Origin of the sequence: Mycoplana rhizolycopersici (assembly GCF_013378445.1) — a bacterium.
Classification (GTDB): Bacteria; Pseudomonadota; Alphaproteobacteria; order Rhizobiales; family Rhizobiaceae; genus Mycoplana; species Mycoplana rhizolycopersici.
Window position 1 is genome coordinate 92,481 of sequence record NZ_JABXYK010000005.1, and the last position, 11,426, is coordinate 103,906.

Annotated in this window: 10 protein-coding genes; 7 read left to right on the forward strand and 3 right to left on the reverse strand. The window is 64.2% G+C overall.

Annotation, left to right across the window (positions count from 1 at the left end; all coding sequences use genetic code 11):
- Positions 1-21 precede the first annotated feature (21 nt).
- Positions 22-975 carry a sugar-binding transcriptional regulator gene (locus HV823_RS09770; protein WP_176949535.1) on the reverse strand — a complete coding sequence of 318 codons (954 nt, stop codon included), beginning with the start codon at positions 973-975 and terminating at the stop codon, positions 22-24.
- 256 nt (positions 976-1,231) lie between these two features.
- On the opposite strand from HV823_RS09770, the gene HV823_RS09775 reads away from it, so the two are divergent.
- The 3 genes from HV823_RS09775 to HV823_RS09785 all read left to right on the forward strand — a co-directional run bounded on the left by HV823_RS09775 (position 1,232) and on the right by HV823_RS09785 (position 5,755).
- Positions 1,232-2,593, forward strand: coding sequence for an NAD(P)-dependent oxidoreductase (locus tag HV823_RS09775; RefSeq protein ID WP_176949536.1), 1,362 nt, complete (start codon positions 1,232-1,234; stop codon positions 2,591-2,593).
- A 14-nt stretch (positions 2,594-2,607) separates the two neighbouring features.
- Positions 2,608-3,921: an NAD-dependent dihydropyrimidine dehydrogenase subunit PreA gene (gene preA / locus HV823_RS09780; protein ID WP_176949537.1), complete on the forward strand. Its 1,314-nt coding sequence runs from the start codon at positions 2,608-2,610 to the stop codon at positions 3,919-3,921.
- Positions 3,922-4,327: 406 nt separating this feature from the next.
- Positions 4,328-5,755: a GGDEF domain-containing protein gene (locus HV823_RS09785; protein WP_176949538.1), complete on the forward strand. Its 1,428-nt coding sequence runs from the start codon at positions 4,328-4,330 to the stop codon at positions 5,753-5,755.
- A 4-nt stretch (positions 5,756-5,759) separates the two neighbouring features.
- On the opposite strand, the gene HV823_RS09790 is transcribed toward HV823_RS09785, so the two are convergent.
- Entirely contained in the window at positions 5,760-6,410 is a 651-nt protein-coding gene (locus tag HV823_RS09790; protein WP_176949539.1) for a TetR family transcriptional regulator C-terminal domain-containing protein, read from the reverse strand.
- A 277-nt stretch (positions 6,411-6,687) separates the two neighbouring features.
- Here HV823_RS09790 and HV823_RS09795 point away from each other — a divergent pair, with 277 nt between their 5' ends.
- The gene (locus tag HV823_RS09795; protein WP_176949540.1) at positions 6,688-7,938 is read left to right on the forward strand and encodes a Zn-dependent hydrolase; all 1,251 of its coding nucleotides are present in this window, start codon (positions 6,688-6,690) and stop codon (positions 7,936-7,938) included.
- 81 nt (positions 7,939-8,019) lie between these two features.
- The gene (gene hydA, locus HV823_RS09800; RefSeq protein ID WP_176949541.1) at positions 8,020-9,474 is read left to right on the forward strand and encodes a dihydropyrimidinase; all 1,455 of its coding nucleotides are present in this window, start codon (positions 8,020-8,022) and stop codon (positions 9,472-9,474) included.
- A 128-nt stretch (positions 9,475-9,602) separates the two neighbouring features.
- Here hydA and HV823_RS09805 read toward each other — a convergent pair whose 3' ends face one another.
- Positions 9,603-10,013 (reverse strand): cupin domain-containing protein, encoded by a 411-nt coding sequence (locus tag HV823_RS09805; protein ID WP_176949542.1) that lies wholly within the window; start codon positions 10,011-10,013, stop codon positions 9,603-9,605.
- Between the two features lie 125 nt (positions 10,014-10,138).
- On the opposite strand from HV823_RS09805, the gene HV823_RS09810 reads away from it, so the two are divergent.
- Both HV823_RS09810 and HV823_RS26650 read left to right on the forward strand, forming a co-directional pair.
- Positions 10,139-10,933, forward strand: coding sequence for an ABC transporter ATP-binding protein (locus HV823_RS09810; RefSeq protein WP_176949752.1), 795 nt, complete (start codon positions 10,139-10,141; stop codon positions 10,931-10,933).
- Positions 10,934-11,089: 156 nt separating this feature from the next.
- The gene (locus tag HV823_RS26650) at positions 11,090-11,425 is read left to right on the forward strand and encodes a hypothetical protein (RefSeq protein ID WP_246301085.1); all 336 of its coding nucleotides are present in this window, start codon (positions 11,090-11,092) and stop codon (positions 11,423-11,425) included.
- The last annotated feature ends 1 nt before the right edge of the window (position 11,426 follow it).

Below are 11,426 nucleotides of genomic sequence, written 5' to 3' on the forward strand. Positions count from 1 at the left end.
GTTTGGGCATTGCCCGGCGCGTCACGCCGAAAGCAGGTACTTCGCCGTCGCCTCGTCGGTGATCAGCCCGTTGATCATCCGCCCTTTCAGCGCCGACAGGATCGCCAGGTATTTGCGCTGCCCCTTGGCGAGGCCGATCACGGCCGCCTTGTCGCGCGACGGCAGCGGGACCGAGGCGACGCGCTCGTTGATGCTGCCGGAAAGAAGCTGACCGTTTCGGTCGAACATCCAGCCGCAGATCTCTCCTGCCGCCCCGTTCTCCATCAGTTCGGCCATTTCCTCCCGATCCAGGAAGCCGTCCACGCAAAGCGGCGCCTCCGGACCAAGTTCGCCGATGCCGACGAAGGCGACCGCGGCCTCCTGGGCGAGCTTCAGCGTCGATTGCACGAGACTCTGTTCGTGCAGCAGGTCGCGCTCCTTGGCCGAGGATACCAGAACCGGCAGAGGCATCGGGAAATGCCGAGCCTTCACCGCATCGGCCATGCTGAAGATGACGTTGTAGTAGGCCGCCGACCCGTCAGGGCCGATATTGCCCGTCAGCGACATGATGCGGTGCTGCGGACATTCCATGGAGGGCAACTGGTCGATCGCTGCCTTCAGGGTACGCCCCGTGCCGACGGCCAGGACGATCGGATCGGGACGCTTCAGCCAGCGCTCGATTTCCGCCGCCCCCGCCTCGGCTATCCCGACGGTGGTCGATGTCGAATCCGGATCGGACGGAACCACGTCCACATGGAGAAGATCGAAGCGTTCCTTGAGCTTTTGCGCCAGTTCCAGGCATTCCGCGATCGGGTGGTCCAGCCGCACCTTGATCAGCCGCTCGGCAACGGCAAGAGAAACGAGCCGCTGCGCCGATTGTCGGGAAATGCCCATGGCGGAAGCGATCTCGTCCTGCGTGCGACCGGCGACATAATAGAGCCAGCCCGCCCTCGCCGCGTCGTCCAGCCTGCCGCCCGTTTCGGATCGCCTCGCCATCTGCGTAACCCCTGACTGCCTCGCGATTTGCTGCCATCTTTTGCGCCGTGCTGTCAAACATCTCGTCGTAGCTGCGACACTCCTGCAACCCGTCGCAGAGCGTTTCAAGGAATCGAAATATAACCCTTTTTCTCATGTTTTCAGTCTCCGGAACGCCCGGATTTCCGGCATTTCATCCCAAAATTTTACCGTTTGATAAAAAAATAAAGCGTGCTACCGTTTCACCATCAAAGCCCAATCAAAATGGGAGACAACAATGGGAACGAACGTATCTGGGATCCATGGCGGCAGGCTCGCGCCCGCCGACTACGAGAAGAATTTTTCCGACCTGCATCCGCCGCTCGATCATCATGAAGCGCTGGTGGCGGCCGATCGCTGTTACTTCTGCTACGACGCGCCGTGCATGACGGCCTGTCCGACCTCCATCGACATTCCGATGTTCATCCGCCAGATCTCGACCGGCAATCCGATCGGCTCGGCCAAGACCATCTTCGACCAGAACATCCTGGGCGGCGTGTGCGCCCGTGTCTGTCCCACCGAAACGCTCTGCGAACAGGTCTGCGTGCGCAATACCGCCGAGGAACGCCCGGTGGAAATCGGCAGGCTGCAGCGCTACGCCACCGACACAGCCATGGAACAGAACATCCAGTTCTACCAGCGCGCCGAAAGAACCGGCAGCCGCATCGCCGTCGTCGGCGCGGGGCCGGCCGGCCTTGCCTGCGCGCACCGCCTCGCAATGAACGGGCATGACGTCATCATCTTCGATGCCCGCGTGAAGCCCGGCGGCCTGAACGAGTACGGCATCGCCACCTACAAATCGACCGACGATTTCGCCCAGCGCGAGGTGGACTATCTGCTTTCGATCGGCGGGATCGAGATCCGCAACGGCCAGAAGCTTGGCCGCGACTTCACGCTCGGCGAGCTGACGGAGAACTTCGATGCCGTCTTCCTCGGCATGGGGCTTGCGGGCGTCAACGCGCTGAAGACCGAGGGTGAGCAGCTTTCCGGCGTCGAGGATGCGGTCGATTTCATCGCCGCCCTGCGTCAGGTCGAGAACAAGGCCGACATCGCCATCGGCCGCCGCGTCGTCGTCATCGGCGGCGGCATGACGGCGATCGATGCGGCTGTCCAGTCCAAGCTTCTCGGCGCCGAGGAGGTGACGATCTGCTATCGCCGCGGCAAGGAGCACATGAACGCCTCGGAATACGAGCAGGACCTCGCCACCTCCAAGGGCGTGATGATCCGCCACTGGCTGCAGCCGAAGCGGGTCATCGGCAAGGACGGCAAGGTGGCCGGCATCGAGGTCGAATATACCGCAATGCAGGACGGCAGGCTCGTTGGTACCGGCGAGACCGGCATCCTTGCCGCCGACCAGATCTTCAAGGCGATCGGCCAGACGTTCGATCCAACAGGCGTCGGCAATCTCCGCCTGGAGGCCGGCCGGATCGCCATCGATGCGGAAGGCCGTACGTCGATGGCCCGGGTCTGGGCCGGAGGCGACTGCGTCAAGGCCGGCGAGGACCTCACGGTCACCTCCGTCGCGCAGGGCCGCGACGCGGCCGATTCGATCAACCGGGCACTTGCCGCTGCGGCAAATCCCGCCGTTGCCGTCGCTTGAAGGGAGAATGAGACATGGCTGATCTCCGCAACAATTTCGTCGGCATCAAGTCCCCGAACCCCTTCTGGCTTGCATCCGCGCCACCGACCGACAAGGCCTACAACGTGGAACGCGCCTTCAAGGCGGGCTGGGGCGGCGTCGTCTGGAAGACGCTCGGCGAGGAAGGCCCGCCGGTCGTCAATGTCAACGGCCCGCGTTACGGCGCGATCTGGGGCGCCGACCGCCGGCTTCTCGGCCTCAACAACATCGAGCTGATCACCGACCGCCCCCTGCAGGTGAACCTGCAGGAGATGAAGCAGGTGAAGATGAACTGGCCGGATCGCGCCCTCATCGCCTCGATCATGGTTCCCTGCGAGGAAGCGAGCTGGAAGGCGATCCTGCCGCTGGTCGAGGAAACCGGCGCCGATGGCATCGAACTCAACTTCGGCTGTCCGCACGGCATGTCCGAGCGCGGCATGGGTTCCGCCGTCGGTCAGGTGCCGGAATATATTGAAATGGTCGTGCGCTGGTGCAAGCAGTACACGCGGATGCCGGTCATCACCAAGCTGACGCCGAACATCACCGACGTCCGCAAGCCCGCCCGCGCCGCCAAGGCCGGCGGCACCGACGCCGTGTCGCTGATCAACACCATCAACTCGATCGTCTCCGTCGATCTCGACAGCTTCGCCCCGCAGCCGACCGTCGGCGGCAAGGGCTCGCATGGCGGCTATTGCGGTCCGGCCGTCAAGCCGATCGCCTTGAACATGGTGGCCGAGATCGCCCGCGATCCGGAGACCTACGGCCTGCCGATCTCCGGCATCGGCGGCGTGACGACCTGGCGGGACGCCGCCGAGTTCATGACGCTCGGTGCCGGCAACGTGCAGGTCTGCACCGCTGCGATGACCTACGGCTTCAAGATCGTCGAGGAGATGATTACCGGCCTGTCGGACTGGATGGACGCGAAGGGACACAGGACGCTGGAAGACATCACCGGCCGCGCCGTGCCGAATGTCACCGACTGGCAGTATCTGAACCTCAACTACATCGCCAAGGCGCATATCGACCAGGATGCCTGCATCAAGTGCGGCCGCTGCCATATCGCCTGCGAGGACACCTCGCACCAGGCGATCACGTCCATGGTCGACGGTGTCCGCCATTTCGAGGTGATGGAAGACGAGTGCGTCGGCTGCAATCTGTGCGTCAACGTGTGTCCGGTCGACAACTGCATCACGATGGTAGGGTTGGAAGCCGGCGTCGTCGACCAGCGTACCGGCAAGCCTGTCGATCCGAACTACGCCAACTGGACGACCCACCCCAACAACCCGATGGCCCGCCAGGCCGCGGAGTGAGGCTGACTGACGACCTCGGCTGCCGGCCCGCCCGGCAGCCGGCCATGGCCGGACGCACGCAAACTCCGGCATCGCCAGCACAACGCCGCAAAGCGCTCGCCGAACTCCGCTGAAACGGATGATGGTGCGGCCTGCGCACGTTCTTCCCGCGCAGCCCCACTACAGATCGAGCATTTCACCCCCGAAATCCCCGCATCCGAGAATTTCAAGGACGATGAACACGTCCTGCGAAATAGGGCTTTCGTTGTCCTGCTGCGACGAACGGATGAATATTTCGAAAGATCCTGATATTTTCGAGTGATTGCGACACCCGAACTACATTCAGCGGCCGTTCAGGACGTATGAGGCAATGGAGCGCGGGCATCGGAGTATAATCCGGCGCCGCGCAGAGGGGATGGGGTGACGGATGCTTGATGAGGGCCGGCGCGATGTGGCGTCAACGGTGTGGCGAAGCTTGCCGCGCGATCTGTTGCTTGTCGGCCTCGCCGTCTTCTGTGCAGCCCTGTTCGGGATCATGACCCGCCCTATGGGCGCATTCGCCGCGTTCTGGCCGGCCAATGCGCTCCTTCTCGGTCTGATGCTACGGGCACCGCACCTCTCCACCCTCGGCGGCTGGTTCGGCGCATTCGCCGGATTCGTGGCTGCGGACCTCGTCACCGGCGGAGAGCCCGGAATGACGATATGGCTGACGGCGGCCAACCTGACGGAGGCGATCACCGGCTACGTGCTGTTCAAGGCGCTCCCGGAAGGCCATGTCCGGCTGCAACGGCCGCAGTCGGTGATGGTGGTGTTTGCCGTCTGCTGTTGCGCTGCCGCGGCAAGCGCATTCCTTGGCGCGGCAGCCTACAGCATCCTGATCGGCGGCAATTTCACCGACGAGCTGGAGCTCTGGTTCAGCACGGAACTCGTCAGCACCGTCACCGTGCTTCCCGTCGTCCTTGCCGCTCCCAAATGGCGGGACATCAGGTGGTCAAGCGCCGCCGCTGCCATCGCGGGCGGCATGCGCGACGCCGCGCCGATGCTAGCGCTCCTCGCGTCGGTCGTGCTCGGCAGCCTCCTCGACGGCCCCGGATCGTTTGCCTTCCCCGTACCCGCGCTGCTCTGGTGTGCGTTGAGCTATTCGTTCTTTGCGACGGCCGTCCTGACACTGGTGTTCGCGATCTGGGGCATGGTCGCCATTACCGGCAATCTTGCCGAGCTGCCGCCGGAAATCGACCCTGTCGAATGGGGCAAGTCGATCAGGTTGGGTCTGGCGCTGATCGCGCTGGCACCGCTCGCGGTCGGCAGCGTCAGTGCGGCGCGCAACGAGCTTGTCAGGCGCCTGAAGGATATGCTCGAGCACGACGACCTGACCCGGACGCTGACCCGGAAGACCTTCATCGAACGCAGCGAGCATCTTCTGGAAAGGCTGAACGATAATAACACGGGCGCTGCGGCCGTGCTGATGCTCGACGTCGATCGCTTCAAGTCGGTCAACGACCGGCATGGCCATGCCGCCGGCGACGCGGCTCTCGTTGCCTTCGCGCTTTCCGTCTCGAACGCGCTCGAAGGCAACGGACTGTTCGGCAGGCTCGGCGGCGAGGAGTTCGCCGTCTTCCTGCCGGGGACCACGCGCGCCGAGGCGGAAGCGGTTGCGGAGCGGATACGCAACGCGGTGGAAAGGTGCACCGTCGATCTCGGTTCCGGCGTCGTCCTGCCGATCACGGTCAGCGGCGGCCTTGCCCTGCACGCCGGAAGCGGCCGGGCCACTCTGGATGCCATGCTTGCCCGGGCGGACGCAGCGCTCTATCGCGCCAAGGAGCAGGGGCGCAATTGCATCGTCACCGCGGGCTGAGCCGTCAGTTCGCCGGGTCGTGGATTTCGAGGCCGGTGATGAAGAGCTGCTCCAGGAAGCGTGCCGCATCCTCGAAGCGGCCGTCGCCGGCATTTTCCTGACCCAGCACCGCCCGCACCTGCACGTCGAAGTCGGCATAGTGCTGGGTCGTCGACCAGATCGAGAAGATCAGGTGATAGGGATCGCACTTGGCGATCTTCCCGGCCTTGGCCCAACTGCGGATCACCGCTGCCTTCTCGTCCACGAGTGCCTTCAGCGGCCCCTTCAGCTCGTCCTCGATGTTGGGCGCGCCCTGCAGGATCTCGTTTGCGAAAAGCCGGCTCTCGCGCGGAAAATCGCGCGCCATTTCCAGCTTCCTGCGGATATAGCTGCGGATTTCGGCGACCGGATTGCCGAGTGCATCGAATTCGCGCAGCGGGTCGAGCCAGGTGTCGAGCACCCGGGTGATCAGCGCACGGTGCATCGCCTCCTTGGTGCGGAAGTAATAGAGGAGGTTCGGCTTGGACATGCCCGCGACCTCGGCGATCTGGTCCACCGTGGCGCCGCGGTAGCCGTGAAGCGAGAAGACTTCCAGCGCCGCCTCCAGGATGCGCTCTTCCTTCTCCTCCTGGATACGCGTGCGCCGCTGGGTCCTGGCTGCCCTCGGTAGAACCATTTGCTCCCCTAGCCCTCGCATGGGCGGAAAAGTGCCGTCAAAATCACCAGTTTAGCCCCTGCCATTTTTGTGGGCGAAGCCCGCCGCATTTGTCTTTTTCGACTTGAGTGCCGCAATGGAAGCTGTAATGTTTACCAACCGGTCAAATTATCGGCGAGTTGCGGAACAAACGCAACGGCTGTTCGGAGGCGCACAAAAACAAATCGCGCCCTTTGCCCGGAGGGAACGCATAGGCGGACGAATTGGATAGTCCGCCCGAAATTTGGGAGCTAGTGACATGGCCGCACCCGGCGAGAACATGCGCGTCAATGCCGACCGCCTGTGGGACAGTCTCATGGAGATGGCGAAGATCGGTCCCGGCGTTGCCGGCGGCAACAACCGCCAGACCCTGACTGATGCCGATGCCGAGGGGCGCACGCTCTTCAAGCGCTGGTGCGAGGCTGCCGGCATGACGCTTGCCGTCGACAAGATGGGCACCATGTTCGCAACCCGGCCCGGAACCGATCCCGACGCGCTACCGGTCTATATCGGTTCGCATCTCGACACCCAGCCGACCGGCGGCAAGTATGACGGCGTGCTGGGCGTACTGTCCGGCCTGGAAGTCATCCGCTCGATGAACGATCTCGGCATCAGGACGAAGCACCCGGTCGTCGTCACCAACTGGACCAATGAAGAAGGCGCGCGCTTCGCGCCCGCCATGCTGGCCTCCGGCGTCTTCGCCGGCGCCATCGACCTGGACTACGCCTATTCCCGCAAGGATCCGGACGGAAAGACCTTCGGCGACGAGCTGAAGCGCATCGGCTGGGTCGGCGAGGAAGAGGTGGGCGCGCGCAAGATGCACGCCTATTTCGAGTACCACATCGAGCAGGGACCGATCCTCGAAGCCGAAAACAGGCAGATCGGCGTCGTCACCCACTGTCAGGGTCTGTGGTGGCTCGAATTCACGCTGACCGGCCGCGAGGCCCATACAGGCTCGACGCCGATGAACATGCGCGTCAACGCCGGGCTCGCCATGGCGCGCATCGTCGAGATGGTGCAGACGGTCGCGATGGAGAACCAGCCGGGCTGCGTCGGCGGGGTGGGCCAGATGTTCTTCTCGCCCAATTCGCGCAACGTGCTGCCCGGCAAGGTCGTCTTCACCGTCGACATCCGCTCGCCCGACCAGGCGAAACTGGACGGCATGCGGGCGACGATCGAGGCGCGGGCCGCCGAGATCTGCGCCGCGCTCGGCGTCGGCTGTTCGGTCGAGGCGGTCGGCCATTTCGATCCCGTCACCTTCGATCCCGACCTCGTCGCCTCCGTCCGCAAGGCGGCGGAAGATCTCGGCTACAGGCACATGAACATCATTTCCGGTGCCGGCCACGATGCCTGCTGGGCCGCGAAGGTCGCCCCTGCCACGATGATCATGTGTCCCTGCGTCGGCGGCCTCTCGCACAACGAGGCCGAGGACATTTCCAAGGAATGGGCCAGCGGCGGCGCCGACGTGTTGCTACGTGCGGTCGTCGAGACGGCGGGCATTGCTGAATGAATGGGCGGGCGGTGCGAAAGTGCCGCCCATTTTCGTGGCCGGGGCAACCCGCCGGAAATCAATCGCGAGGCTAGATAAGCAATGAGCACAGTCATCAAGGGCGGCACGGTCGTCACCGCGGACCTGACCTACAAGGCGGACGTGAAGATCGAGGGCGGGAAGATCGTCGAGATCGGTCCGAACCTTTCCGGCGACGAGATGCTGGACGCGGCCGGCTGCTACGTCATGCCCGGCGGCATCGATCCGCATACGCACCTGGAAATGCCCTTCATGGGCACCTATTCCTCCGACGACTTCGAAAGCGGCACGCGCGCAGCCCTTGCTGGCGGCACCACCATGGTCGTCGACTTCGCTCTGCCCTCACCCGGCCAGTCGCTGCTGGAAGCGCTGACGATGTGGGACAACAAGTCCACCCGCGCCAACTGCGACTATTCCTTCCACATGGCGATCACCTGGTGGAGCGAGCAGGTCTTCAACGAGATGAAGACGATCGTTCAGGACAAGGGCATCAACACCTTCAAGCACTTCATGGCCTACAAGGGTGCGCTGATGGTGAACGATGACGAGATGTTCGCCTCGTTCCAGCGTTGCGCCGAACTGGGTGCGCTGCCGCTCGTCCATGCCGAAAACGGCGACGTCGTGGCCTCCATGTGCGCCAAGCTGCTCGCCGAGGGCAACAACGGACCGGAAGCCCACGCCTATTCGCGGCCGGCGGAAGTCGAGGGCGAGGCAACCAACCGCGCCATCATGATCGCCGACATGGCGGGCTGTCCCGTCTATATCGTCCACACCTCCTGCGAGCAGGCGCACGAGGCCATCCGCCGGGCGCGGCAGAAGGGCATCCGCGCCTATGGCGAGCCGCTGATCCAGCACCTTACGCTCGACGAGAGCGAGTATTTCGACAAGGACTGGGACCACGCCGCCCGCCGCGTCATGTCGCCGCCCTTCCGCAACAAGCAGCATCAGGACAGTCTCTGGGCCGGCCTCGCCTCCGGCTCGCTGCAGGTGGTGGCGACCGACCATTGCGCCTTCACCACCGAGCAGAAGCGCTTCGGCGTCGGGGACTTTACCAAGATCCCGAACGGAACGGGCGGACTGGAGGACCGGATGCCAATGCTGTGGACGCACGGTGTCAACACCGGCCGGATCACGATGAACGAATTCGTCGCCGTCACCTCCGCCAACATCGCCAAGATCCTCAACATCTATCCCAAGAAGGGCGCGATCCTCGTCGGCGCCGACGCCGACATCGTCGTCTGGGATCCGAAGCGGTCGAAGACCGTCGCCGCCAAGACCCAGCAGTCGGCGATCGACTACAACGTCTTCGAGGGCAAGGAAGTGAGCGGCCTGCCGCGCTTCACGCTGACCCGCGGCGTCGTGGCGATCGAGGAAGCGACCATCAAGACCCGAGAGGGCCACGGCGAGTTCGTCAGGCGCGAACCGGTGACGGCCGTCAGCAAGGCGCTCTCCACCTGGAAGGAGATCACCGCCCCGCGCAAGGTCGAACGCAGCGGCATTCCGGCAACCGGGGTGTGAGCGGCATGGCGCCATCCACCGCGCTCAGGTCCACCATTCTCTGTCCCGCCGGGCGTCGCGCCATGCAAGGGAACCAGTTGCTGCAGGGCCCCGGAGTCATGCTTCCGGAAGCCTGTGTTGCAAGTGATCTAGGCCACCAGCCCGTCCAGTTCCGGCAGCAGCACGACACTTTCCTGCTCGTGCGGATCTGTCCGGGCGATGACGGCCGAACAGGGCGCGTCCGAAAGGTTGGCCGGCAGGTGCGGCACGCCGGCGGGGATGTAGAACATCTCCCCCGCCCGCACGATCACATGGTTTTCCAGCCGCGCGCCGTACCAGGTATGCGCCTCGCCGGACAGGACGTATATCGCCGTCTCGTGGCTTTCGTGCAGATGCGCCTTGGCGCGCGCGCCGGGCGGGATCGTCAACAGGTGCATGCAGATGCCCGTCGATCCCACCGTCTCGCGCGCAATGCCCTCGAAATAGGACAGCCCCTGCTTGCCGTCATAGCGGCCGCCCGGCCGAATGACGCGGCAAGTGGGTGTGTCTTCGGCTTCCATCACGTTTCCTCCAACAAATCGGTGTGAACAGTCCCGTGCCTGATCTGACCATGACGACAAAGCCGATTGCAATGCATCCGACGGACATGCAGTCTCTTTCCGAACGCAGCATCGAGAGCACGGAAATGAAAAGCCCCGCCGCATCGTCCGTCGTCTGCGCCACGAACCTCGGATTGACCTTCGAAACGACCGACGGGCCGGTGACGGCCCTGTCCGACGTCAACCTGACCGTCGAGAAAGGCGACTTCGTCTCCTTCATCGGCCCCTCCGGCTGCGGCAAGACCACGTTCCTGCGCGTCATCGCGGACCTGGAGAAGCCGACATCGGGGACGATCACCGTCAACGGCATGACGCCGGAACAGGCGCGCCACAAGCGCGCCTACGGCTACGTCTTCCAGGCCGCCGCCCTCTATCCCTGGCGCACCATCGAGAAGAACATCGCCCTGCCGCTCGAAATCATGGGCTATTCGGCCGCCGAGCAGAAGGAACGGGTCGCGCGCACGCTCGATCTCGTCAGCCTTACAGGTTTCGGCAAGAAGTATCCCTGGCAGCTCTCCGGCGGCATGCAGCAGCGCGCCTCGATCGCCCGTGCGCTCGCCTTCGACGCCGACCTGCTGTTGATGGACGAGCCCTTCGGGGCGCTGGACGAGATCGTGCGCGACCATCTGAACGAGGCGCTGCTGAAGTTGTGGGCACAGACCAACAAGACGATCTGTTTCGTCACCCATTCGATCCCCGAGGCCGTATACCTTTCGACGAAGATCGTGGTGATGAGCCCCCGCCCCGGCCGCGTCACCGACGTGATCGAATCCACGCTGCCCAGGGAGCGGCCGCTCGACATCCGCGAGACCCCCGAATTCCTGGAAATCGCCCATCGCGTCCGTGAGGGCCTGCGCGCGGGGCATAGCTATGATGTTTGAGCCAGTGCTGCAAAACACAGCTTTGCCCCTCACCCCGACCCTCTCCCCGCAGGCGGGGAGAGGGGGAGAGCAACGTTTGCGACTGGTCCCTTCCCCCCGCTTGCGGGGAGAAGGTGCCGGCAGGCGGATGAGGGGTAAAGCTGGGGAGTCCACCCCATGAACCCGCAGTTCCTCATCTGGCTGGCCGGCTCCATGGCCGTGTTTCTTTCCGCCGCGACCGCCTCGCGCGCCTATGTTGCAAGCAACAACCTCCTTCTGCTGGTGCTGTCGCTGTTCCTCTATTGCGTCGGCAACCTGATGATGGTGCGCCTGATGCGAGAGGGCGGGCTGGGGCTGGCTATCTCCGCATCGGCGATCGCCCAGTTGCTTCTCATCAACGTCATCGCCTTTGCGGTCTTCGGCGAGCGGCTGACCAACACCCAGCTTGCCGGCGTCGGTCTCGGAGTCGTCGCGATGGGACTGATGCTGCTTCCGGCAGCGGAGCGGAGCTGAC

What these genes read in the sequence shown, in the direction of transcription:
- HV823_RS09770 (WP_176949535.1), bottom strand. Translation starts at nt 975, where the DNA reads ATGGCGAGGCGATCCGAAACGGGCGGCAGGCTGGACGACGCGGCGAGG.
- HV823_RS09775 (WP_176949536.1), top strand. Translation starts at nt 1,232, where the DNA reads ATGGGAACGAACGTATCTGGGATCCATGGCGGCAGGCTCGCGCCCGCC.
- preA (WP_176949537.1), top strand. Translation starts at nt 2,608, where the DNA reads ATGGCTGATCTCCGCAACAATTTCGTCGGCATCAAGTCCCCGAACCCC.
- HV823_RS09785 (WP_176949538.1), top strand. Translation starts at nt 4,328, where the DNA reads ATGCTTGATGAGGGCCGGCGCGATGTGGCGTCAACGGTGTGGCGAAGC.
- HV823_RS09790 (WP_176949539.1), bottom strand. Translation starts at nt 6,410, where the DNA reads ATGGTTCTACCGAGGGCAGCCAGGACCCAGCGGCGCACGCGTATCCAG.
- HV823_RS09795 (WP_176949540.1), top strand. Translation starts at nt 6,688, where the DNA reads ATGGCCGCACCCGGCGAGAACATGCGCGTCAATGCCGACCGCCTGTGG.
- hydA (WP_176949541.1), top strand. Translation starts at nt 8,020, where the DNA reads ATGAGCACAGTCATCAAGGGCGGCACGGTCGTCACCGCGGACCTGACC.
- HV823_RS09805 (WP_176949542.1), bottom strand. Translation starts at nt 10,013, where the DNA reads ATGGAAGCCGAAGACACACCCACTTGCCGCGTCATTCGGCCGGGCGGC.
- HV823_RS09810 (WP_176949752.1), top strand. Translation starts at nt 10,139, where the DNA reads ATGAAAAGCCCCGCCGCATCGTCCGTCGTCTGCGCCACGAACCTCGGA.
- HV823_RS26650 (WP_246301085.1), top strand. Translation starts at nt 11,090, where the DNA reads ATGAACCCGCAGTTCCTCATCTGGCTGGCCGGCTCCATGGCCGTGTTT.